18 protein-coding genes and 1 tRNA gene are annotated in these 26026 nt (G+C 35.6%); 13 read left to right on the top strand and 6 right to left on the bottom strand.

Translation table 11 applies throughout. The annotated features are described in order from the left end of the window. The first annotated feature begins 122 nt into the window (after positions 1-122). From ACEN2K_RS11080 to ACEN2K_RS11020, 13 genes are all read left to right on the top strand, one after another. Positions 123-3230, top strand: coding sequence for a SusC/RagA family TonB-linked outer membrane protein (locus tag ACEN2K_RS11080; protein ID WP_441759385.1), 3108 nt, complete (start codon positions 123-125; stop codon positions 3228-3230). A 14-nt stretch (positions 3231-3244) separates the two neighbouring features. Next, positions 3245-4762 carry a RagB/SusD family nutrient uptake outer membrane protein gene (locus ACEN2K_RS11075; RefSeq protein WP_441759384.1) on the top strand — a complete coding sequence of 506 codons (1518 nt, stop codon included), beginning with the start codon at positions 3245-3247 and terminating at the stop codon, positions 4760-4762. A gap of 20 nt (positions 4763-4782) precedes the next feature. Next, positions 4783-5658 (top strand): PKD domain-containing protein, encoded by an 876-nt coding sequence (locus ACEN2K_RS11070; RefSeq protein WP_441759383.1) that lies wholly within the window; start codon positions 4783-4785, stop codon positions 5656-5658. Positions 5659-5794: 136 nt separating this feature from the next. After that, positions 5795-7258, top strand: coding sequence for a glycoside hydrolase family 30 protein (locus tag ACEN2K_RS11065; RefSeq protein ID WP_441759382.1), 1464 nt, complete (start codon positions 5795-5797; stop codon positions 7256-7258). Positions 7259-7274: 16 nt separating this feature from the next. Next, positions 7275-8750, top strand: a complete 1476-nt coding sequence (locus tag ACEN2K_RS11060) for a glycoside hydrolase family 30 protein (RefSeq protein WP_441759381.1) — start codon at positions 7275-7277, stop codon at positions 8748-8750. Positions 8751-8775: 25 nt separating this feature from the next. Further along, a complete protein-coding gene (locus tag ACEN2K_RS11055) occupies positions 8776-10527 on the top strand; it encodes a cellulase family glycosylhydrolase (protein ID WP_441759380.1) in 1752 nt (583 codons plus the stop codon). 26 nt (positions 10528-10553) lie between these two features. Beyond that, the gene (locus tag ACEN2K_RS11050; protein WP_441759379.1) at positions 10554-11606 is read left to right on the top strand and encodes a glycoside hydrolase family 16 protein; all 1053 of its coding nucleotides are present in this window, start codon (positions 10554-10556) and stop codon (positions 11604-11606) included. Positions 11607-11694: 88 nt separating this feature from the next. Then, positions 11695-12543, top strand: a complete 849-nt coding sequence (locus ACEN2K_RS11045) for an endonuclease/exonuclease/phosphatase family protein (protein WP_441759378.1) — start codon at positions 11695-11697, stop codon at positions 12541-12543. Between the two features lies 1 nt (position 12544). Next, positions 12545-13969 carry a glycoside hydrolase family 30 protein gene (locus ACEN2K_RS11040; protein WP_441759377.1) on the top strand — a complete coding sequence of 475 codons (1425 nt, stop codon included), beginning with the start codon at positions 12545-12547 and terminating at the stop codon, positions 13967-13969. A 15-nt stretch (positions 13970-13984) separates the two neighbouring features. Beyond that, entirely contained in the window at positions 13985-14911 is a 927-nt protein-coding gene (locus tag ACEN2K_RS11035) for an alpha/beta hydrolase (protein WP_441759376.1), read from the top strand. Between the two features lie 44 nt (positions 14912-14955). Then, positions 14956-17175, top strand: a complete 2220-nt coding sequence (gene bglX / locus ACEN2K_RS11030) for a beta-glucosidase BglX (RefSeq protein ID WP_441759375.1) — start codon at positions 14956-14958, stop codon at positions 17173-17175. A 186-nt stretch (positions 17176-17361) separates the two neighbouring features. Next, positions 17362-18117, top strand: a complete 756-nt coding sequence (locus ACEN2K_RS11025) for an NUDIX hydrolase (protein ID WP_441759374.1) — start codon at positions 17362-17364, stop codon at positions 18115-18117. 44 nt (positions 18118-18161) lie between these two features. Continuing rightward, positions 18162-20825, top strand: coding sequence for an alpha-L-rhamnosidase-related protein (locus tag ACEN2K_RS11020; protein WP_441759373.1), 2664 nt, complete (start codon positions 18162-18164; stop codon positions 20823-20825). A 244-nt stretch (positions 20826-21069) separates the two neighbouring features. On the opposite strand, the gene ACEN2K_RS11015 is transcribed toward ACEN2K_RS11020, so the two are convergent. The 6 genes from ACEN2K_RS11015 to ACEN2K_RS10990 all read right to left on the bottom strand — a co-directional run bounded on the left by ACEN2K_RS11015 (position 21070) and on the right by ACEN2K_RS10990 (position 25967). Beyond that, positions 21070-21144 (bottom strand) — tRNA-Val (locus ACEN2K_RS11015). 86 nt (positions 21145-21230) lie between these two features. After that, positions 21231-22451 carry a bifunctional folylpolyglutamate synthase/dihydrofolate synthase gene (locus ACEN2K_RS11010; RefSeq protein WP_441759372.1) on the bottom strand — a complete coding sequence of 407 codons (1221 nt, stop codon included), beginning with the start codon at positions 22449-22451 and terminating at the stop codon, positions 21231-21233. 54 nt (positions 22452-22505) lie between these two features. Beyond that, positions 22506-23303, bottom strand: coding sequence for an energy transducer TonB (locus ACEN2K_RS11005; protein ID WP_441759371.1), 798 nt, complete (start codon positions 23301-23303; stop codon positions 22506-22508). Between the two features lie 34 nt (positions 23304-23337). Continuing rightward, on the bottom strand, positions 23338-23730 hold the full coding sequence (locus ACEN2K_RS11000; RefSeq protein WP_441759370.1) for an ExbD/TolR family protein: 393 nt from the start codon (positions 23728-23730) through the stop codon (positions 23338-23340). A 75-nt stretch (positions 23731-23805) separates the two neighbouring features. Beyond that, the gene (locus ACEN2K_RS10995; RefSeq protein WP_441759369.1) at positions 23806-24510 is read right to left on the bottom strand and encodes a MotA/TolQ/ExbB proton channel family protein; all 705 of its coding nucleotides are present in this window, start codon (positions 24508-24510) and stop codon (positions 23806-23808) included. Between the two features lie 230 nt (positions 24511-24740). Further along, positions 24741-25967 carry a Glu/Leu/Phe/Val dehydrogenase dimerization domain-containing protein gene (locus ACEN2K_RS10990; RefSeq protein ID WP_441759368.1) on the bottom strand — a complete coding sequence of 409 codons (1227 nt, stop codon included), beginning with the start codon at positions 25965-25967 and terminating at the stop codon, positions 24741-24743. Between the last annotated feature and the right edge of the window lie 59 nt (positions 25968-26026).

The following is a 26026-nucleotide window of genomic DNA, read 5'->3' as shown; positions in this document are numbered from 1 at the left end:
TTTTGTTTAGTTTGTTTTTTGCCTTTGATGTGTTTTTGTAATAAAATATTAATGCTAATACCGAAAAAATAAGGTTATTATTGCATCAAATAACTAAATAATTAACCAAAAATTATAGAAAAATGAAATTAACAAAATTACTTATTTTTTGTTTTTCATCGATACTATTCTCAGTTTATGCACAAGCACAAGATGTTGTAATAAGCGGAACAGTGAATGATGAAAGTGGAATGCCTATTCCTGGAGCATCAATTTTATTACAAGGAAGTTCAAAATCCACTTCTTCAGATTTTGATGGAAAGTTTCAAATTCAAGCTCCAACTAACGGAGTTTTGATGATCAGCTATATAGGTTATGGTTCGGTTACAGAACCCATAAGAGGAAGATCATCAGTGGTAATTAAATTGACATCACAATCACAGGATTTGAATGAGGTAGTTGTGGTAGGTTATGGAACTCAAAAAAAGAGTGTTGTAACAGGAGCAATTTCCAGTATTAAAGCTAGTGATTTAGATGATTTGCCTATAACTAGAGTTGAACAGTCTTTACAAGGTAGAGTTTCTGGTTTAACGATTGCTGCAAACTCTGGACAACCAGGATCTTCAGCGACAATTCGTGTAAGAGGTATTACAACTTTTGGAAACAACGAGCCGTTATGGGTTGTTGATGGAGTAGTCGTTGATGCTGGTGGAATAGGATATTTAAATCAATCAGACATAGCGTCTATCGAGGTGTTAAAGGATGCTGCTTCACAAGCTATTTATGGAGCAAGAGCTGCAACTGGAGTTATCCTAGTGACAACTAAAAAAGGAAAATCTGGAAAAATTAGCGTTAGTTACAACGGTTATACAGGAATTTCTGCGCCGGCAAGAAAACTGGATTTATTAAACGCGACAGAGTACGCTACATTAATGAATGAATCCTCTGTTGCTGGTGGTGGTGGAATAAAATTTGCAAATCCAGCATCTTTAGGAAAAGGAACTGATTGGCAAGATGCCATTTTTAATAACAGTGCAAAACGCGTTGGTCATGAAGTTAGTTTAAGTGGCGGAAGTGAAGTTTCTACTTTTTATTTATCATTTGGCCTTCTTGATCAAGAAGGAATTGTAGCCACTGACATCTCTAATTATATCAGAAAAAATATTCGATTAAATTCTACCCATAAAATTTCTAAAAAAATCACGTTTGGACAATCTTTAGGATATTCGAGAGAGAAGAATGTTGGACTTGGAAATACAAATAGTGAATTTGGAGGACCATTGAGTTCGGCAATTAATTTAGACCCTATTACTCCTATCGTGGAAACCGATCCTGTTTTAGCAAATCAAGCTCCTTATACAAATACTGGTGTTATAAGAGATGCTAATGGAAATCCTTATGGTATTTCTTCTTTTGTAGGTCAGGAAATGACAAATCCATTAGCTTATATACAAACTCGATTAGGTAATTACGGGTGGTCTGATAATTTTGTTGGAAATGCTTATGTTGAAGTAGAGCCTATCACAGGTCTTAAATTTAGAAGTACCCTTGGTGGTAAATTAGCTTACTGGGGTGACGAGAGTTTTACGCCGGTTGCTTATTTAAATGCTTCTTATATTGTTGCTAAAAATAGTTTGTCTAGAAATTCAAGCAAGGGATTCGGATGGAATATAGAAAATATAGCTTCGTATACTAGAGATATAAAGGATCATAACTTTAGTGTGTTAATAGGGCAAGGTACTTATGTGGATAATATAACAAGCGGTAGCGGGGTGACTTATTTCAATATCCCAGTAAGTAGTTATAAAGACGCATCATTCAATTATAGTATTCCGAAAGATCAAATTGATGCATACGCATACACGGGATCAGAACATATTGTAACATCGCTTTTTTCTAGATTAAATTACAATTTTAATGAGAAATATTTAGTTACAGGGATAATCCGTAGAGATGGTTCATCTCGTTTTGGTTCAAATAACAAATATGGAACTTTTCCATCGTTTTCATTAGGATGGGTGCCTTCAAAAGAAGGATTTTGGAAAGATAATGAAGTTGTGAACCAATTGAAATTTAGAGGCGGTTATGGAGTTACAGGGAATGATGCAATAGGTGACTTCAGGTATTTGGCTACTATTGGAGGAGGTAGAAACTACACCATAGGAAATTCAGGGTCGGTAACAATTGGTAACAGTCCTAATGCGCCATCAAATCCTGATTTAAAATGGGAAGAAACGAGTCAAACTAACATTGGTTTTGACGCGACTTTATTTAATGATTATAACCTTTCTGTAGATTTGTATGACAAGAAAACAAAGGGTATTCTTCAAGATGTTGCGATTCCAGGTTATGTAGGTTCTACGGGTAATCCTGTAGGAAATGTAGCTGACATGCAAAATAGAGGAATTGATTTTGAACTAGGATATAGAAAAAAAGTAGGAGAGGTTAATATGTCGTTAAACGCAAATGTGTCTTATCTTGATAATAAAGTTACTTACTTAGGAAGTGGAATCGATTTCTTATCTGGCGGGCAAACTGTGCAATCAAGTACCTATCCAATAACTAGAGTTGAAGTTGGACACCCTTACAACGCTTTTTATGGTTTTAAAACGGCTGGAATTTTTCAAAACCAAGCTGAAATTAATGCCTACACAAATACCGAAGGAGGCTTGATACAGCCTAATGCAGTTCCAGGAGACTTCCGTTGGACAGATGTAAACGGAGATGGTGAAATTACTTCAGATGACCGAACATTTATTGGTACACCAATACCAAAATATACTTTTGGATTTACCTTGAACTTGGATTACAAGAATTTTGATCTATTAGTATTTGCTCAAGGAGCAAGCGGAAACCAAATTTTCCAAGGTTTACGCAGGTTAGATATTGGAAATGCTAATTATCAAACTACAGCTTTAGGCCGTTGGACAGGTGAAGGTACTTCAAATACTTTCCCTAGATTAACGACGAATGATACCAATAAAAACTTTAATAATCCATCAGATTTTTATTTAGAAGACGGAGATTATTTAAGATTCAAAACAATTCAACTAGGATATACTTTACCAAGTAACATTATAAATAAAGCTGGTTTACAAAAAACTAGAATTTATTTGACAGGTGAAAACGTATTCACATTCACTAAATATTCTGGTTATGATCCAGAGATTGGTGGAGGTGTTATGGGGATTGATAGAGGATTTTATCCACAAGCAAGAACATTCATGTTAGGGGTTAATTTACAATTTTAATAAAAGATATTATTATGAAACTTATAAATATAAAATATTCAGTTATTGCTTTTGCTGTAGTTTTATCAGCAACATCATGCAGTGAGGAATTTTTAAATGTAGAGCCTAAAGGAACTGCATTAGAAGATAATTATTATACGAATGAAGTAGAAGCATATTCAGGGCTAGTAGCTGTGTATGATGTTTTAGGGAAGCAATCAAGAGGTTTTGAAAATATGATTTGTATGTTAAATGCAGGATCAGATGATTTCTATGCCGGTGGGGGTGGAGCTACCGACGGTACAGGAATACAATCGTTTTCAGATTACTCAATAAGTCCAGTAACTATTCCAGGAAGTTTTTGGAATGATTTTTACCAAGGTGTTTTTAGAGCTAATATCTTACTTCAAAAGTTACCAAATGTACCTATGGATGCTGCTAAGAAAACTAGATTTACTGCTGAAGCTAAAGCTTTACGTGCGTATTACTATTTTGAATTAGTACGAACATTTAAAAACATACCATTAATTATTACACCTATTCTACCTAGTGAAATATACAATGTAGTTCAGTCTAGTCCTGAGGAGGTATATGCACAAATTGAGAAAGATCTTCAGGAAGCCATGAGCGGTTTGCCTAATACATTGACGGATGTTAATAATGAAGCAGGACGCTTTACTAAAGGTTCAGTGCAAGCTTTGTTAGGAAAAGTGTATTTGTATGAAGGGAAAAACACACAAGCAGCGGCAGAATTAGCAGTTGTCAACGGTACTCCTGGAGCAACTAGTATATACGGGTATAAATTAGTAAACAATTTTTCTGATTTATGGGTAATTAGTAACAAGTTCAATAGTGAAGCTATAATTGAAATAACACATACTGATAAAAGTAATGCTGACTGGGGCAACTGGGGATCTGGTTCAGACGAAGGAAATAGTGTAAATGTTATGGTAGGTCCTAGAGGATTTTCCCGTACTACAAACTCAACCGCACCAGATTATGCCTCAGGATGGAGTTTTAATACACTCTCACAAAGTTTGTATGATGCGTTAAAATTAGATCCAAGATTCAATGCTACAGTTGTTGATATGAAAGCTTTAAAAGCAGCAGGTTTAGCTGACTATTCTCCGGGATATAAGGATACTGGTTATTTCTTGAAAAAATTCATGCCTTTAACATCAGATGTTTCTACTGGTGGTGGAGCATCGGTTTTAAATTATAAGCAAAATGTATACGCAATTCGTTTAGCAGATACTTATTTAATGGAAGCTGAAGCATTAGGTGGTTCTGGTGCAAGAGCACAAGCTTTATTAAATGCAGTGAGAGCAAGAGTAGGTTTAGCACCAGTTCCTGTATCTACAAGTGCCATTTTAGCCGAACGTAGATTAGAATTAGCAGGTGAAGGTCATCGCTGGTTTGACTTAGTAAGAACTGGGCAGGCAGCAGCTGTTTTAAGTAGTAGAGGTTTTACTGCGGGTAAAAATGAAATATGGCCAATTCCTTTAAAAGAATTAGAGAATACTAAAATTGTACAAAATCCTAATTATAACTAATTGCTAAAAAATAAATAATTATGAATTTAAATATCATATTAAAAAGACCAGTTTATATGCTGTTTGTTGTTGCAGCTTTAGGTTTATTAAGTAGCTGTCAGCCTGAAGATGTAGGGGAAGGCAATGGTTTGTCTGATGCTAATGTAGACGCTACTTTTACTATTAAACCGGTAGAGGGAAAGGTTAATACTTACAGTTTACAAGCTCAGCCAAACAATGTTATTCAATCCGTGTGGAATTTTGGTGATGGTGAGTTTGCTGGTAAAATGACTGAAGAGGCTAGTTTTCCAGACGCAGGTACTTATACGATAACTCATAAAGCTATCGGAAGAGGTGGTTTAAGTAATTCAACTTCGCAAGAAGTAGTTGTAGCGACTTCTGATCCAGTAAAAGGAAATATTGTAAAAGGAGGTAAATTTTTAGATGCCGCTGACCAAGCTAAATGGACAAAACTAAATATTAGTGCTTCTGGTGCTGCTTGGACTTTTAATGCTGGTAGTGCTACTATAAAAGCTTCTGGGTGGAACCAGCAAGGTATTTATCAAGCGATTGAAGTAGTAAAAGATAAAGAATATCGTATTGATATGCTTATTTCTGGTGGCGCTTCATCAGAAACTTGGTTTGAAGTATACGCTGGAAAAACACCACCGGTACAAGGAGTAGAGTACAAAGACAATAAAGTTATGGGAATAAGTACTTGGGATGGCTGCGGAACAAGTCAGTTTTCAGGTAAATTATCTGTAGTGGGCTGTATTAAAAATGATAGAACTAAAACAGTAAGTAATGTTGTGAAATTTGATACATCAGGCACTATCTATTTGTTATTTAGAAGTGGTGGAAACGGATTTACACCTAATGGTATCACTATTACAAATGTTGAAATGAGGGGGAATTAAAATAATATTGTTTGGGTTAAGTTGGTAAAAATAGTCCATAATCTTTTTGACTATGGGCTATTTTTTATTCGAAAAGAAAAAACAAGAAAGGCTTTTTAATAAATCAGAAGCTTTTGAGAATAAAAAAATGGAATTGATGAAGAAAATTTGGATCAAGATATTTTGCGTTATGCTTTGCTTACCAGCAGTTGCACAGCAGCAAAAGCAGAAGAAAGAGTACAGATCATTTAGTACAATTGGAAAAACGGTTAGCGTTTATACTACAGCAGAAAATTCTGATTTAAGGCTTACGCTAACAGATGAATTAGTGTTCTCTAAAGCGGTGCAGCCAAAGGAGACAGAAATCTCGGTTTTTGTGGAACCCGATAAAAAGTTTCAAAAATTTTTGGGAATTGGAGGAGCAATAACAGATGCTAGTGCCGAGGTTTTTGCAAAATTATCTAAAGCAAAACAACTGGAGTTTATGAATGCCTATTATGATAAAAGCAAAGGTATTGGCTACTCGTTGTTAAGAACAACCATACACAGTTCTGACTTTAGCAGTGGCAGTTATACCTATATTGAAGAGGGAGATAAAGAATTAAAAACCTTCAATATCGATCATGATCGCAAATACCGTATTCCGATGATCAAGGAAGCCATTACAACGGCTGGGGGTAAACTACTATTGTATGTTTCACCTTGGAGTCCACCCTCGTTCATGAAAAGCAATCAGCAAATGTTAAAAGGAGGTACGTTGCTTCCAGAGTTTTATCAATCTTGGGCGAGCTATTATGCTAAATTTATTAAAGCGTACGAAAAAGAAGGCATGCCTATTTGGGGATTGACTATTCAAAACGAGCCAATGGCTGTTCAAACCTGGGAATCTTGTGTGTATTCTGCTGAAGCCGAAAGAGATTTCTTGAAAAATTTTCTTGGTCCTACATTAAAAAAGGAAGGGCTTGGCGATAAGAAAATTGTTGTTTGGGATCACAACCGAGACTTGATGAATCAAAGAGCAAACACCATATTCTCAGATCCAGAAGCTGCAAAGTACGCTTGGGGAATGGGTTTTCATTGGTATGAAACTTGGGCCGGTGGAACACCAATGTTTGATAATGTACGAAAAGTTCAAGAAGCATATCCGGATAAAAAACTGCTGTTCACTGAAGGTTGTGTCGAAAAATTTGATGCAAAAAAGTATCAGTTTTGGCCTAATGCAGAACGTTACGGAACCTCTATGATTAATGACTTTAATAATGGAACAGTCGGGTGGACTGATTGGAACATACTTTTAGATCAAAATGGAGGGCCAAACCATGTGGGGAATTTTTGTTTTGCACCAATACACGCGGATACCACAACAGGGGAATTAATTTATACCCCTTCTTACTATTATATAGGACACTTCTCCAAATATATTCAGCCAGACGCTAGACGTGTTAGTTCTGCTTCGAGTAGAAGTACTTTGTTAAGCACCTCATTTCTGAATGTTAACGGTAAAATGGCCACTGTAGTTATGAATCAAAGTGATGTAGCAGTTACTTATAACTTATTTATTGGTAATCAAAAAACGGTTGCGGTTATTCCTGCACACGGAATTCAAACTTTAGTTTATTAATATAAAAAGGCATCAAATGATTGATATTTTAAAGAATACCACAAAGCTATTATTGTTGCTGACTGTTGTCTGTCTGCAATCTAATTGTTCATCCTCAAATGATACAGTTGATCCTGTAGTAAGTCCTCCCACTTCGCCAAATCCGCCAGTAGTGGTGGCTAACGATGTTGACTTTTGGTTAACAAAGGGAGATCAAACAGTCACATTAAAAAAACAAACAACAGTATTGGGTTTTGGGACGTCAGTGAATGCTTATCCTAATATCGAGGTAAATTCTTCTCAAGAATATCAATCAATTGATGGTTTTGGTTTTACCTTAACTGGTGGAAGTGCTCAAGTTATTAATCAATTAACAGCGCAAAAGAAGAAGGAACTTTTACAAGAATTGTTTGGCAATGCAGAGAACAGTATTGGGATTAGTTATTTAAGAATTAGCGTTGGTGCATCAGATTTAAATGAAAGTTCGTTTACCTACGATGATATTCCTGCAGGAGATACTGATTTAAGTCTAAATAAGTTTAGTTTAAATCCTGATAAAAATACAGTCATTGCTTTATTAAAAGAAATCCTAGCCATCAACCCTCAGATTAAAATAGTAGCTACGCCGTGGACAGCGCCATTATGGATGAAAGATAAAAACAACTTTATAGGAGGGAGTTTGCAACTGCAATATTATCAGGTTTATGCACAATATTTAGTTAAGTATATCCAACAAATGAAATTAGAAGGAATTACGATTGATGCCTTAACACCGCAAAATGAACCTTTGCATGGAGGGAATAATCCGAGTATGGTTATGACCGCAATAGAGCAAACTAATTTTATAAAAAATAATTTAGGACCTGCTTTTAAGGCCAACAACATTAGTACTAAAATAATAGCGTACGACCATAATTGTGATAACACACAATATCCCATTACTGTCTTAAGTGATGCTGTAGCAAATTCATTTGTTGATGGGTCAGCTTTTCATTTATATGCTGGAGATATTAGCGCTTTAACTACTGTGCACAATGCATTCCCAACTAAAAATGTATATTTCACAGAACAATTTACGGGCTCTACAGGGAGTTTTAGTGGGGATTTAAAATGGCATTTAAAAAATGTAATTGTTGGTTCCATGCGCAACTGGAGTAAAAATGCATTAGAATGGAATCTTGCTAACAATGGTTCTTTTGGACCGCATACTAATGGAGGTTGTACTACTTGTAAAGGAGCTTTGACCATAAATTCAAGCGAGGCCATAGAGCGTAATGTTGCTTATTATATTATAGCGCATGCTTCTAAATTTGTTCCTCAAAATTCGATTAGAATAGCAAGCAATACTAGCGGAAACTTACAGAACGTTGCTTTTAAAACACCTTCAGGTAAGAAAGTGTTAATCGTAGAAAATGATGGAGATACTAACCAGCTGTTTAATATTAAGTTTAATGGAAAATGGGTAACGTGCTCGCTTGACTCTGGCTCCGTGGCAACTTATGTCTGGGAATAATAGCATACTAAAACTATAAATAATTATGAAAATAAGTACAATAGCAGTTTTGCTACTAAGCTCAATGCTTTCTTTTGGACAAGGTTTTTTACATAGCAAAGGCAAGGATATAGTAGATGGAAATCAAAATAATGTATTATTACGAGGTTTAGGACTTGGCGGCTGGATGGTACAAGAAGGTTATATGTTGCAAACCCAGCCTTTTGCTAGTCCTCAGTATGTAATTAAACAAAAAATTGAAGCACTTATAGGTAAGGCAAATACAGCTGAATTTTATGAAGCTTACAAAGCAAACGGAATTACTAAAAGAGATATTGATTCTTTAGCCGCATGGGGATTCAATTCAGTACGGTTACCCATGCATTACAACTTGTATACGCCTGCAATAGAAAATGAAAAGAATGCGTCCATTACTTGGAATGAAGAGGGCTTTAAAATGACGGATGAGTTATTAAAATGGTGTGCTGAAAATAAAATGTATTTAATTTTGGATCTGCATGCTGCTCCGGGCGGACAAGGGAAAGATGCTGCCATATCTGATTATGATGAGAGCAAACCTTCTTTATGGGAAAGTGAAGCCAATCAAAAAAAGATGATTGCCTTATGGCGAAAACTAGCAGAACGCTATAAAGACAATCCTTGGATAGGCGCGTATGACATTATAAACGAACCTAACTGGAACTTCACCGGAAGTAATTCTAATGGTTGTGACGAAGCTTCAAATGCTCCTCTGCGAACTTTAATGATCGCTGTAACAAAAGCGATTAGGGAAGTAGATCAAAATCATATGATCATTATTGAGGGTAATTGTTGGGGTAATAACTACAATGGTATATTCCCACTGTGGGATACTAATATGGTGTTGAGTTTTCATAAATATTGGAACTATAATAATAAAGCAGCTATTCAAAAGATGTTGGATTATAGGGAACAATATAATGTCCCAATATGGTTAGGGGAAAGTGGTGAGAATTCTAACGTTTGGTTCAAAGATGTTATTTCCTTAGTAGAATCACAGAATATTGGTTGGGCGTTTTGGCCAATGAAAAAAGTAGATAACATAGCAGGGGTAGCATCAGTGACTAAAACAGCTGAATATGATAAATTACTCGAATTTTGGAAAAATGGGGGAGAACAACCTACTAAAGAGTTTGCCAAAGCAGCATTGATGCAATTAGCTGCAAATTATAAAATCGAAAATGTGACCACTAAGCCTGATGTAGTAGATGCGATGTTCAGGCAGGTGCAAACTAATGAAACGAAAGCGTATAAAAGAAACCTATTGCCAAGAAAGATTTTCGCAACAGAATATGATCTGGGAACTAATGGCTATGCTTATGCAGATACTGATTTTGTAAATTATCGAATTGATACCGGAACCTTTGGTGAATGGAACAAAGGCAAAGTAATGCGAAATGATGGTGTAGATATCTTAAGATGCAATGATAGTATAACAAACGGTTATCAAGTGTCTTTTATTGAAGATAAAGAATGGCTTTTATTTACTGTTGAGGTTAGTGAACCAACTCATTTTAATGTTGCTGTACGATATTCTAGCGCCAATAAAAAAGGTAAAATTCATTTAGAAGATGAAAATGGTTTACTTTCAAAGAGTGTGTTCTTACCTCCAACGGGAAATTACGGAATTTGGGCTTCCATTGTGGTACCTAATGTAAAACTTAAAAAAGGGATTCATAAAATTAAAGTTATTTGTGATCAAGGAGGCTTTAATCTGAATTATTTAGATTTTAAGAAGGTTAAATACCACAAAAAGTAATGGCGTTTTTTCAAAAAATTAAAATCATGATAAAAAATAATTTTCTATTAGTTGTCCTATTATTTATAGTTCAATCTTGTAGCAGTGCGAATAATGATACTGATACGACTAATTTTTTAAAACCCTCTAACCTAACTGTAACCGCTGATGTTGTAGGCAAAACGACACAAATGCCCGATGGCAATGGGAGTGGCGAAGTTCGTTTTAAAGCCTTTGCAGAAAACGCAACTTCTTATAAATTTCTAATAAACGGGAAAGTGCAAGAGTCATTAGACGGAGAGTTAACATATGTATTTACTGCTTCAGGAACCAATTCAAATACAGTAACAGTCTCAGCTTATAACAAAACAGCCTTTGTTAGTACAACAAGTTTGATGACTGTTTTTGTAAAATCAAATTTGATTTGGTCAGATGAATTTGATATAGATGGTGCTCCTAATCCTTCAAAATGGGGTTACGATTTGGGTGCTGGTGGCTGGGGTAATAATGAATCTCAGTATTACACTAGTAGACCTGAAAATGTCATTGTAGCAAATGGCTTTTTGAAAATTAAAACTATCAAAGAGAATTTCAGCGGAAGTAGTTATACCTCAGCAAGAATACTCAGCAAAGATAAATTTTCCTTTAAATATGGGAGAGTAGAAATACGGGCAAAATTAGCAGAAGGAAAAGGAACTTGGCCTGCATTATGGATGTTAGGTGATAAAATAAGTTCAGTAGGCTGGCCGGCTAGTGGTGAAATAGACATTATGGAACATGTAGGTAAGACACCTAATAAAATTTATGGTACCCTGCATCATCCTGGTCACTCAGGAGGGAATGCTGATGGAGGTACTGTCATGATTAATAATGCCTCAACAGAATTTCATATTTATGCCTGTGAATGGACTGCTGCGTCTATTAAATTCTTTGTGGATGGCCAGCTATTTTATAGCTTTACGAATACTAATAGTTTGCCATTTAATGACAACTTTTTTCTAATTATTAATACTGCTATAGGAGGGGATTTTGGAGGAGTTATAGATCCTGAATTTACACAAACCACATTTGAGGTAGATTATGTTAGAGTTTATAACTAATCTGATATTGTATTTAGTGATACCTTTACTTGTAGTTATTTTAAGATAGAATTACAGACTGTTATAATCATTTTATAAATTTTCGAAAATGAATGCAAAACATAAAATAGGGTTTTCAATACTTTTTACTTTCATGAATTTATTTTTAGCTGCTCAACCATTAAAAGTGATGACCTATAATATTCGGTTGGATATTGAAAGTGATGGAGAAAACGCTTGGCCAAATCGAAAAGACTTTTTCTTATCCCAGATACTGTTTTATGAACCCGATATTTTTGGGATTCAGGAAGCTAAACCTAATCAGGTGAAGGATATTTCTACTGCATTAAAAGAGTATAATACTATTGGTGTAGCCAGAGAAGGGGAGGGGAAAGGAGAATCTTCAAATATATATTTTAAAAAGGAGAAATTTGAACTTAAAGAGTTTAATACTTTTTGGCTTTCTGACACGCCAAGTGAAATCTCTAAAGGTTGGGATGCTGCTTATAATCGAGTGTGTACTTATGCACTTTTTAAAGACAATCAATCAAAACAACAGTTTTGGGTGTTTAATACTCATCTGGATCATGTGGGAGAAGAGGCAAAAACAAAAGGTATTGAATTAATTCTTGCCAAGATCAGACTGCTGAATAAAAATAATTTTCCTGTAATATTCATGGGAGATTTTAACACTGAACCTGATGAAGTACGATTGATTGCATTAAAAAATGAAATGGATGATGCTAAAACTATTTCAGTAGAAAAACCCTTCGGTCCTGATGGCACCTTTAATGGTTTTAAACACAATGAAGCGGTGACTAAGCGAATTGATTATATTTTCTTGTCAAAGAAAAATAAGTTTGAAGTAAAAAAATATGCGGTGCTAAGTGACTCAAAGGATTTAAGATATCCATCTGATCACTTAGCCGTTTTTGTCGAATTAAATTTAAAAAAATAGAATGATAACACCACAGAAATGTCTTAGAGTATTATTGATTATGGCGGTTGTAGGATTGCATGTTAAATGCGGTTCATCAATAAATAAATCACATAATGCAACAGTTGAGAATTGGTTGACTAAAAGTGATCAAACGGTGAAGTTAGTGAAACAACAAGATCTTTTGTCTTCTACGTCACTTATTAATGCTAATCCTACAATTTTAATCGATGAGTCAAAAATGTTTCAAACTATTGATGGTTTTGGCTTTAGTTTAACGGGCGGAAGTGCTTCTGTTATCAATTCTCTAGATAAGTCGGCTAAGGTGGCATTGTTAAATGAGTTATTCACTTCAAAAGGCAATGGTATTGGCATCAGTTATTTACGTATAAGTATTGGTGCGTCAGACTTGAATGAAGCGGTATTTTCATATGATGATTTACCAGCTGGAGAAACTGATTTAACTTTAGAACATTTTGATTTTGGTCCAGATAAAAAAGATGTAATTCCGGTACTAAAGCAAATTATTGCTATAAATTCAGATATTAAGATTATGGGTTCACCTTGGTCTCCGCCAGTATGGATGAAAGATAATGGCAGTTCTAAAGGAGGCAGTTTGCTTCCCCAATATTATGAAGTATATGCTAATTATTTTGTGAAATACATACTGGAAATGAAAGCTCAGGGTATTATAATTGATGCGATAACACCACAAAATGAACCTTTGCATCCTGGAAACAATCCTAGTATGTATATGACCGCATTAGAACAGGCAGATTTCGTCAAAAATAACTTAGGTCCTGCTTTTCAAAAAGCCAAGTTAAAAACTAAAATTGTAACTTATGATCACAATTGCAATAAACCAGAGTACCCTTTGACGATATTAAAAGATAGTAAGGCATATCCTTTTGTCGATGGATCAGCTTTTCATTTATATGAAGGAGATATTAGCGCGCTTACAACAGTTCATGATGCTTACCCTGATAAAAATGTTTACTTTACAGAGCAATACACTGGTTCTAACAGTAGTTTTGAAGACGATTTAAGATGGACGGTTAAAAATGTAGTTATTGGTTCTATGCGCAATTGGAGTAAAAATGCGCTGTCTTGGGGTTTAGCCAATGATGAGTTTTATAAGCCATATACACCTGGCGGCTGCAGTACCTGCAAAGGGGCATTGATGATAGATAGTAAAGGCATTATTAAAAGAGAAGTGGGTTACTATATCATAGGGCATGCTGCTAAGTTTGTTCCGGATGGCTCCATAAGAATAGCTAGTAATTTAATTGACAAGATAACTAATGTTGCCTTTAAAACCCCTGAGGGGAAAATTGTTTTAGTAGCTTTAAATGATGGTGAAAATACCGAAACCTTCAATATTGAGGTCAATCAACAAAGAGTGACTACGAGTTTAGAATCGGGTGCAGTAGCGACCTATATTTGGTAACAAATAACGAATACTATGAAAAGATGTAAACTTTTTTTACTGCTATTTTTCAGTGGCTTTTTAATGAATAGCGCTTTAGCGCAAGAGGTTAAAACGTTAACTTATTTCCAAAATGATAGTCTGAAACTTGATTTGGATTTGTATTTGCCTCAAAAGACAAACAATCAAAAAACACCGCTAGTACTTTTTGCTTTTGGAGGAGGTTTCTCAGGTGGTGATCGTAGTAGTGCTAAAGAATTTTGCAAATTGTTAGCCCAAAATGGGTATGCGGCGGCAAGTATTTCCTATACCTTATACATGAAGGACAAAAAATTTAGTTGTGACGGTATGCTAACGGAAAAAATAAAAGCAATTCAAATAGGTGTAAGCGATATGTGGCAAGCGACTTCTTATATGTTAAAAAATGCAGATACGTACAATATTGACACCTCTAAAGTTTTTATAAGTGGCATAAGCGCTGGTGCAGAAATTGGTTTTCATGCTAGTTATTGGGATTATAAGTTGATGAACTTATATGATAATAATGTGCCAGCTAATTTTAAATATGCTGGATTTATTGGAGGATCAGGGGCCATTATGGATGAGAATTTAATTACTGATAAAAACTGTATCCCAATGCTGTTAGCACACGGTAGCGCTGATAAAACTGTTCCCTATGCTACAGCGGCACATCACAGTTGTCCTACTAATGCATCAGGCTGGCTGATGTTGTTCGGTTCCTATTCTATATATAAATATGCTTCACAATTTAATAAAGGAATTGAGTTAATTACATATTGCGGCGGGGGACATGAGTTTTCTGGATATTTGTTTGAGAAAGAGCCTAAATACGTTTTGGAATTCTTAAAAGATGTTTTAGCTGGGAAGAAGTTTCAAAACCATATTGTTGAACCAGCAACTACATTAGAAATGAACTCTTCAAAATATTCCTTTTGCAATTAGCTTAGATAACCAAATTACTATTCTTACAATACAAATCAATACCAATGAAAAAGACCACCACTTTACTACTGTTGTTCGTTTCCTTTCTAGGAGTGGCACAGCAATCTATAGATCAAAAAATTACTGCCTTACTAAAGCAAATGACTTTGGAGGAAAAAATTGGACAATTGAACCAATATACGGGAGACAATCAGGCAACTGGACCTATAACGATCAATCCAAATAAGGAAAAAGAGATTAAATCTGGCTTAATAGGTTCCATGCTAAATGTTATTGGAACTGATCATACGAGACAATACCAAGAATTAGCAATGCAATCCCGACTAAAAATCCCATTGCTATTTGGTCAAGATGTGATTCATGGTTATAAAACTACTTTTCCTATTCCTTTGGCAGAGGCGGCAAGTTGGGATTTAGCAGCTATGGAATTAACCGCTCGTGTAGCGGCCGTTGAAGCTTCTGCAAGTGGTATACATTGGACCTTTGCGCCAATGGTGGATATTTCACGAGATCCTCGATGGGGCCGAGTGATGGAAGGGGCAGGAGAAGATACTTATTTAGGGTCAAAAATAGCCTATGCGAGAGTAAAAGGTTTTCAAGGAACGCTTGGTGATATCAACTCGGTAATGGCCTGTGTAAAACATTTTGCAGCTTATGGAGCTGCCGTAGGTGGGCGAGATTACAACTCAGTGGATATGAGTGAAAGAATGCTTTGGGAAACCTATTTGCCTCCTTTTAAAGCAGCATTAGATGCTGGTGCTGCCACTTTTATGAACTCATTTAACGACTTAAATGGGATTCCTGCTACTGCAAATAAGCATTTGCAGAGAGATATACTGAAAGGCAAATGGAATTTCCAAGGTTTTGTGGTATCCGATTGGGGTTCTATTGGAGAAATGGTCGCTCATGGTTACGCTAAAGATAATAAAGCAGCTGCATTATCAGCTATAACAGCTGGGAGCGATATGGATATGGAAAGCAATGCGTACCGTTACCATTTAGCTGAATTGGTCAAAGAAAATAAAGTGCCAATGGCCATTATTGATGATGCAGTAAAGAGAATCTTACGCAAGAAATTTGAGCTGGGTTTATTTGAAGACCCTTATAAATATTGTAATCCAGAGCGAGAAAAAGCGGCATTAAATAATCCTGAACATAGGAAAATAGCTAGGGAGATTGCTGCAAAAAGTATTGTTTTGCTGAAGAATGATAAGAGTATTTTACCACTTTCAAAACAAACTAAAACCATAGCTTTTATAGGTCCATTAGTCAAAGAGCGAAAGGAGAATATGGGATTCTGGTCTGTTGAATTGCCTGATTTAGATTATGATAAACACGTTATATCGCAGTGGGAAGGCCTACAGAATAAAGTTGGATCTACTACTAAATTACTTTACGCTAAAGGTTGTGAAATTGAAGGAGAAGATCGAAATGGCTTTGCAGAGGCAGTTGCTATAGCTAAGCAAGCTGATGTGGTGATTTTGAGTATAGGTGAAAAAAGGGATATGAGCGGTGAAGCTAAAAGTCGCAGTAATATTCATTTGCCAGGTGTTCAGGAAGATCTTGTAAAAGCGATTCAGGCTACGGGGAAACCTGTGGTGGTTTTGATCAATGCAGGAAGGCCTCTAGTTTTTAACTGGACTGCTGATAACGTTCCTACTATACTGTATACATGGTGGTTGGGAACCGAAGCTGGGAATGCTATTGCCGATGTTGTTTTTGGAGATTATAATCCTGCAGGAAAATTGCCAATGAGTTTTCCAAGAGACGAAGGGCAACTGCCTATATATTACAATCATTTCAATACGGGAAGACCGGCTCCAAATGAAAGTGCAACTAATTACGTATCAGCGTACATTGATTTGAAAAACAGTCCGAAGTTTCCATTTGGATATGGATTAAGTTATACGACTTTCGATTACAGTGATTTAAAATTGTCTACAAAAAAACTTAAAAGTTCGGAGATACTGGAAGTTACAATGACCATTAAGAACAGTGGAAAATTTACTGGTGAAGAAGTGGTACAGCTTTATATAAGAGATAAAGTAGGGTCAGTAGTGCGTCCAATTCTTGAATTAAAGGATTTTCAAAAAATAAAATTAAACGCAGGAGAGAGTAAGACAGTCCGTTTTAATATTGACAAAGAAAAACTATCTTTTTATAATAATGAAGTCAATTGGGTTGTAGAACCGGGTGATTTTGATTTGATGATTGGATCATCTTCGGCTGATATTCGATTGAAAGATTCATTTGAACTGCTATAATATAGACAATTAGACATTCATATATAGTATACCGTCTCCAAGGAAATCTGGAGGCGGTTTTTTTATGCTGAAAAAGCTAACATTTGTTAAGTCAATAAATATTGTGGGTTTTGGACGGCAATATGCGTTAAAAAAAAATGAACTAAATTGCGGTTAATATTCAAACTATAAAAGAATAACAAACGCATGTTGAAGTCTGTTTTAGAAAATTCTGAGAAATACCAACCCGGATTATCTATTGATTGTGTCATCTTTGGGTTTCATGATAATCAATTAAAGGTGTTACTTATAAAAACACAGTATGATGATAAATGGTCACTGCCAGGAGGTTTTGTGCCAATTAATGAAGATATTGATCAAGCTGCTACTACAGTTTTACAAGGTCGGACGGGTTTAAAAGGCATCTTTCTGAGACAGTTTGGGACTTTTGGAGCGGTTAATCGTAATGAATATCATTTTAGCGAACAGGTTTTAAATTTTTTCGACATCCCGGTTGACCAAGGTCACTGGTATACACAGCGCTTTGTAACTGTAGGTTATTATGCTTTAGTTGATTTTCAGAAAACCGTTCCGCCACTAGATAACGATAACAAATTTGTAGAATGGATTGATCATCACGCTGTACCCGAATTAATTTTGGATCACAAATTAATTTTAGACAAAGCGCTAGAAACTCTGCGCATGGAATTAAATTTAATGCCAGTAGGCTACAACTTATTACCTGAAAAATTCACAATTCCAGAGCTGCAAAAATTATACGAAACGATTCTAGGTAAAAAATTAGATCGACGTAATTTTCTTCGTAAAATCACTGCCATAGGAATACTAGTAAAACTAGACGAAAAGAAAAGTAATGTAGCCCACAAGGCCCCCTTTTTATATCGTTTTGACAAAGATAAATACGAGGAAGTAGTTAAAAATGGAATTAATCAAGGATGGTAATTTCAAATCAATTTAATTTTAAGTAAAAATAAATTTAGACCTTTATGAAAATAAGAATAAGCAAGTCAAACTTTTTAATACTCCTATTCATGGTTTTTATTAGTTCATGTAAAACGGACTCTTCAATTCTATATAATGCCAAGAGTTTTACGATATACACTGATAAGGTAGTTCAGGGAAATAATGTGGCCAAGGTACTTTCTCCGACTGCTATACAGTCAAATTATAAAAGTGCTGAGAATGATACCTATTCTAATGTAATGATATTTAAGTTCAGTATTAATGAAAAAGACAACGATTTAGCGCCTGGTGTTAATCATGAGTTGGTTATAACAGATCAAAAAGTGTCACCTTTATATGTTTTTGGTGAGCAACAACCCGACCAAGGAAAAGGAGAAAAGGGTCTTTTAGCAGCTGAATCTGAATTTACCTTTCGATTAGATATGCGTGCTGTTTTTAAACAATTTGAAGCGAACGGTTTTTACTTATGTAATGACGGATCTAAAATTGCCAAAGCTGATTTTAAAGGAGTTTACATCGCTGGAGGCGCTTTGCCACTAACATGGGATTTTGTGAATCTGGGTTCGCGTGGTCTAAAGATGAATGATGCCGACAATGACGGTATCTTTGACATTACATTAAAACTTAATCCGCTAATTTCTACTGATAGTAAACAATGGAAACTTTCGGAAGATATTTCTTTAAAAGCAAGCTATACGTCAGATCAACCTCTTGTAAATGCGTTGTACAATCTTTCATTGGAAGAAGCTAAACTGGCTATTGAACCTGATAGTACTTTTAGAACAGGAGCAAAGTGGGCAGGAGTTTGGACTCGTGATATTAGCTACAGTATTGTTTTGGCATTTGCCTACTTAGAACCAGAAGTGGCTAAGATAAGTTTAATGAAAAAAGTAAATAGAGATCGTATTATTCAAGATACTGGTTCAGGAGGTGCTTGGCCCGTTTCTTCAGATAGAACGACTTGGGCATTAGCGGCATGGGAAGTATATAAAACTACTGGAGACCAAGGATGGTTAAAAAAAGCTTATACGATTATTAAGAATTCTGCAGCTGATGATTTCAAAACAATCAGTTCAGAAGAAACTGGAATGTATTCTGGTGAGTCTTCTTTCTTAGACTGGAGAGAGCAAACCTATCCTAAGTGGATGTCGAATATGGATATTTATGTTTCTCAAAATTTAGGTACTAATATCGTGCATTATCAAACGCATCAAATCTTATCTAAAATGGCAATTCTTTTAGGAGAACCTCATCAAGAATACGATGCTATAGCTACGCAAATAAAAGACGGAATCAATAAACAACTGTGGATGGAAGACAAAGGGTACTATGCTCAGTACTTGTACGGCCGTAACTACCTAACAGCCTCAAAACGCTTTGAAGCATTGGGTGAGGCATTGGCTGTATTATTTGATGTTGCAGACAAAGATCAAAGTAAGGCAATCATTGCTAAAAGCCCCGTTACTGAATTTGGTGTAACTTGTATATATCCTCAAATTCCAGGTATTCCACCATATCACAATAATGGGATCTGGCCTTTCGTACAGTCTTATTGGAATTTGGCTGCAGCCAAAGTAGGAAATGAACAAGTTTTGACACACGGCCTGGCTTCGCTCTACAGAGCGGCCGGATTATTTTTGACCAATTACGAAAATATGGTTGCCGAAACAGGTGATTTTAAAGGCACCGAAATCAACTCTCATCGAATGCTTTGGAGCATGGCAGGAAACCTTTCTATGGTCTATCGAGTATTTATGGGAATGCAATTTGAAGAAGACCGTTTAGTCTTTGCACCTGTTATTCCTAAGAGTTATTCTGGAACCAAAACATTACAAAATTTTAAATACAGAAACGCTATTTTAAATATTACTGTAAAAGGATTTGGTAATGAAATTAAGTCAGTATTAGTGGACGGAATTGGAGTTGATAAAGCAGAGGTAGCGGCAAGCTTGTCTGGGAAACATACTGTAGTAATCACGATGATGAATAATGATTTCTCTAAAGAAGCAATTAATCTGGTGGCTAATAAATTTAGTTTATCAAATCCAATAGCCAGTATAATTAATAACAAAATTAGCTGGAATCCAGTTGTAGGTGCAGCAAATTACAATATTTATAAAAATGGTAAGTTGTTAGAAAAAACAACAGCAACTGAGTATGATATTAAAGACCGTTCTTATGCTGAATATGCGATTAGCGCTTTAGATGGAGAAGGAGTAGAGTCTTTCCTGAGTGAACCTATGATTCACAGTCCTGCAAAACCTGTGGTTGTTGAAGTAGAAGATTATGCATCTCCATCAGATTTGAAGTATGTTAATTTCTCTGGAAATGGTTTTGTAGAGGTTTCCAATGCTAAAAACACTAAAATTACGATACCGGTTACTGTGCCTGAAAGTGGTAGTTATTTTATAACTGTTAAATATGCTAATGGTAGCGGTCCTTGGAATACAGATAATAAATGTGCCATTCGTTCTTTATATCTTAACGAGGATTATGTGGGTGTAATGGTTTTTCCACAACGTGGAACTAATGAATGGTCTGATTGGGGATTGTCTAACTCGTATAAAGTTAATCTTGTTAAAGGCACTAATCAAATTCAATTGATATTAGAACTATGGAATACTAATATGAATGTAGCTGTTAATAAAGCCATGCTAGATTACATTAGACTGTATAAAGCGGATTAGCTCCACACTACTATATATAAAAGCCGTCTTCAATTTGTTTTGAGGCGGCTTTTTTTTTGTGAAGCAGAGTAACAGATCTGGACCTCTTTACATAAAACTGCTATAATGCTTTAAAAGAGGAATTGCGTTTGTTTCTAAGTAAACTTTAGCTACCACAATTAAAGCAAACGGAAATTATTCAACTATAGGAGGTAAAGGAAAAATTAGTGCAAAAAAAAACTTCTCAATTTCTTGAGAAGTTTTGTGGGCGATGAGGGGTTCGAACCCCCGACCCCCTCGGTGTAAACGAGGTGCTCTGAACCAGCTGAGCTAATCGCCCTAGTGCAATTCGATAATTTTCATTTCCTTATTGCGAGTGCAAATATAAGTCTCTTTTTTAGATATGCAAGCAAAAAATAAAAAAAATTATAAAATTTCTGCAACTACAAAGGTGCTTCCACCAATGTATATTAAGTCAGTGTCCTTGGCTGATTCCAAAGCTTTTTGATAAGCTTCTGTAATAGAATTAAATACCGTTCCTGCGAGTCCTTGTTGCTGTGCTTTTTCTGCCAAAACAGTCGCGTCTAATCCCCGCGGATTATTTGGCTTCGAAAAATAATAAATCGCTTCTTTTGGTAATAAAGGAAGAATTTCATCTAAGTTTTTATCATTAACAACGCCAAAAACAATGTGTAATTGGTCAAATGTTTCATTGGCCACTTGCTTAAATACAATCTCCAGCCCATTTTTATTGTGTGCCGTATCACAAATTACCTTTGGATGCTCATTTAACTGTTCCCAACGGCCATGCAAACTGGTATTAGTAATAACTTTCAGTAAACCACTTTTAATATCGCTATCCTTGACTGTAAAGTTATTCATTGTAGTAATTAGTTTAATTGCTTGTAAAACCGTCTTTTTATTGTGAACTTGGTAATCACCAATAAGGTCTGAAGGATAGGTGTCCGTAATCAGATCAGCTGCAAAATAAAGGGGAGCACTATTTTCTTTGGCTACAGCCGAAAATACGGCTTGCGTTTGTTCAGTATATTCGCCAATTACTACAGGGACTTTAGGCTTTATAATTCCTGCCTTTTCAGAGGCTATTGCTTCTAAAGTATTTCCTAAGAATTGTGTGTGGTCTAGTCCAATATTAGTGATAACTGATAGTAAAGGCGTAATAATATTTGTGGCGTCAAGGCGGCCGCCCATTCCTACTTCAATGATAGCAATATCGACATTTTCCTTGGCAAAATAATCAAAAGCCAAGCCTACACTCATTTCGAAAAAACTAATGTCATTCGCTTCAAAAAAAGGTTTGTTGTCAGCTATAAAACTACAGACAAAGTCTTCTGAAATATCTTGACCATTAATTTTTATTCTTTCTCTAAAATCTTTTAAGTGCGGTGACGTGTAAAGTCCTACTTTATAACCTGCCTCTTGCAGGATTGAAGCTAGCATATGGGAAGTCGAGCCTTTTCCATTTGTACCTGCAACATGAATGAATTTTAAGTTTGTATGTGGGTTGTGAAGGTGATTAATTAATAAGTGGGTATTAGTTAAATCCTTTTTATACGCTGAAGCTCCCTGAAGTTGGTACATAGGGAGTTGATTGAACATCCAATGAGTTGTTTCTTGGTAATTCATTTTAATTGTCGTTGATGTGAAATATAGTTGCGTTTTACTATTAGAAGAGGCTGTTTATTCTCCTAATTTAAAATTGACGGTGATAAAACCTATTTGGGTTTCAGGAGCGTTGGAGTCAGCCTGCCATTTGTATTTTCTGGCTGTGGCCAAAGCGGGTTCTATTAAGCAAGGATTAGTATTTGTGGTTCCCTTAGTGTACTTCGCTGCAATTACATTTCCACTGCGATTTACGGTAATTTGAACAACTACAGTTCCAAATTCATTGCATTTTTGGACTTCCTTGCCTCTTGAACTAATGCTTCGTCCATTGAGTCCCCAGCCACTTCCATTACCGCTTCCAGTTCCTGAACCATAATAGCTGTTAGCATAAGGATCACCGTTTAAGCTTCCTTTATCTCCCGGTTTATTGTCGTTTCCTTCACCACCAGCTGCTTTTCCGTCAGATTTTGGTCCATTGATTAAGCTAGATAAGGCATCTGTTGTGCTTTTGGATGGTTTGGGGCTTTCTTTAGGCTTTGGTTTTACCTCTTCCTTGGTTGTTTCTTTTGTAGGCTGGGTTTTTTTAACCTGCTTCATTACCACAGCTTCTTCAATATCTTGCGAAAGCACCTCATCATCGCTCGAAGCGGCTTGTTTTGCTGCCGTAGGTTGAGGTGCGGACTGGATAGCCTCTGTGGGCTGAACTTCGCCCGAACCAAACTCAGTTGTTCCAAAATTGATGGCAATTCCGTTTTCAGGTGGAGGGTCTAAGTAGGTTAGTCCTAAATAAAAAAACAAGATGAACATGATCACAAAAAGAATTGATGTGATGGCAAATGATTTTTTTTCCTCTTCTGTTTCTAAATATTTCATGTAGAGTAAATCTGTTTTTTAAGGTCAAATACCTTTATTTTGGCCTTACAGCCAAAACAACTTTAATTTGGTTTCTATTTGCAATATCCAATACATTTACCGCTTTTTCGATAGGAACTCCTTCTTCCGCTCTTAAAATAATGGCTTTGTCTTTATCAGCGGCAAACAATGTTAATAATTTCGATTCTAATTCTGTTTCAGAAACGGCTTCTTTGTCAATGAAGAACTCTAATTTTTTATTAATGCTAACTGCGATGTTTTTATTGCTATCTGTCTTTCCTTTAGCTTTTGGTAACACAAGATCTAGTGCATTTGTAGTGACCATCGTTGATGTAAGCATAAAGAAAATGAGCAATAAGAATACAATATCCGTCATGGACGACATATTGAATTCGGCGCTAACTTTATTTCTTCCTCTTAAATTCATAAGTAGAGTGTATTTGTTTTTATAGGAAAATCAATTATTTCTCATTGTTGTAACAACAACTGAGAATTTCAATTGTTATGCTGGGTCATTTAGTAAATCTAAAAAGTCAACAGCATTCGCTTCCATTTGGTGTACAATTTTATCTGTTTTAACTACTAAGTGGTTGTATCCTACATATGCAATAATACCTACAACAAGTCCTACTACTGTAGTGGTCATTGCAGTATAAATTCCTTCAGAAAGTGCGCCTACCTCAATTTGTCCTCCTGCAGATGCCATTCTATGAAAGGCCTGGATCATTCCCACAACTGTCCCAAGGAAACCAGTCATAGGTCCTGCTCCAGAAATAGTAGCAAGCATACTTACATTCTTTTCTAGTTTGTATATTTCTAGTTTTCCGGCGTTTTCAATTGCGGTATTAATATCATCTAATGGCTTGCCAATTCTTGAAATTCCTTTTTCAATTAGTCGAGCTACGGGAGATTTTGAGTGTGCACACAATATTTTTGCGTTATCTATGCGGCCATTTCTAATATTTTCTCTGATTTGACTCATGAAATTACTATCAATTTTAGAGGCGGCATTAATGGCCATTAAGCGCTCAAAATAAAGATACAAGGCGGCAAAAAACATTAAAAACAATGCAGTCATTATGATTTGTCCTGCTAATCCTCCGCTAGTTAGCAGTTCAATAATGGATAAAGTTTTTTCTACAGGTACTGCTTCGGCTAAACTTTCTTGTGCAGCAGATAGGGTATCTGCTTGTAACATTATACTCATACAATTTTTCTTTAGTAATGAAACGCTAATATATTATAAAAATTGTTAGTTTTCTTAGATAAAAAAGCAAACACTTACTATTTAACAATATCGTTTGTTTAACAATAATAATACCGTTTTTTATGCTTTTGATAAGAAATAAAAAAAGTTCGATAAATTCCCAGAAAGGGTTTTTACCGAACTTTATTTTTGCTCCTTACTACTAATAATAATGAGTATGTTTTATTTGTTTACACTAATTGTTTTAGCGCAATTTCGAATGCTGTAGCACTGATGTTTGTTTTTGAACTGTTCAAAGCGTGTGCTTTTTCAATTGCATTTTTAATAATTTCTGAGGTGTCATGAAAAATAGCTTCATCAGTCATTTGTACTTTCTTTTCCATGAAATAAGCAAAAACTCTTGCCATACCACAGTTAGAAATAAAATCAGGAATTAAACTTACTTTACTATCTACATCTTCCATGATAGGTCCAAAAAAGATTTCTTTGTCGGCAAAAGGAACATTAGCTCCGCAAGATATTACTTCAAGGCCACTGGCAATCAAGCTGTCAATTTGATCTTGCTGTACTAATCTAGAAGCCGCACATGGCGTGAATATTTCGGCACCAATAGTCCATATTTTTTGGTTGATTTCGTCAAACGTAATCATATTATCGGCAACTAATTTGTTTCCATCTTTGTCTAAGAATAGTTTTTTAATTTCTTCAAAAGAAAATCCGTCTTCATTGATCAAACCACCATCTCTATCAATAATTCCAACGACTTTGGCTCCCATGTCTGCTAAATAAAAAGCCGCCGCTGATCCTACATTACCAAAACCTTGAACAATCGCTCTTTTTCCTTTGACTTCACCACCATACGTAGCGTAAAAATGACGAACTGCTTCTGCAACCCCATAACCGGTAATCATATCAGCAATGGTGTATTTTCGAGCAACATCAGGAGAGAATTGTGGATTTTCAATTACTTTAACGACACCTTGACGCAATTGACCAATACGGTTGATTTTGTCTGCTTCGGTAGGTTTAAAATGACCATTAAAAACACCTTCTTGTGGATGCCAAACACCACATTCTTCTGTCATTGGGATCACTTCATGAATTTCATCCACATTCAAATCACCACCCGTTCCATAATAACTTTTTAGTAAGGGAGAAACTGCTTTGTACCAACGTTGTAAAACCCCTTTTTTGCGAGGATCGTTTGGATCAAAATTAATTCCAGATTTAGCTCCTCCAATTGCAGGACCAGAAACAGAAAATTTTACTTCCATTGTTTTAGCTAGAGACAAAACTTCATTCATGTCTAAACCTTTTCTCATACGAGTACCACCACCTGCGGCACCACCACGAAGAGAATTAATGACTGTCCAGCCTTCTGCTTCTGTTTCAGCATCTTTCCAGTTAAAAACAATTTCAGGTTCTTTATTTTCAAATTTCTTTAGTAAATCTTTCATTTTGTTGCGATATGTTTAATTTGTACAAATGTAAAAAATAGAATAATGTGAATTATGTA

The sequence above is a fragment of the Flavobacterium sp. W21_SRS_FM3 genome (genome assembly GCF_052113625.1).
Classification (GTDB): Bacteria; Bacteroidota; Bacteroidia; order Flavobacteriales; family Flavobacteriaceae; genus Flavobacterium.
This window is presented reverse-complemented; position numbering and strand designations above follow the sequence as displayed.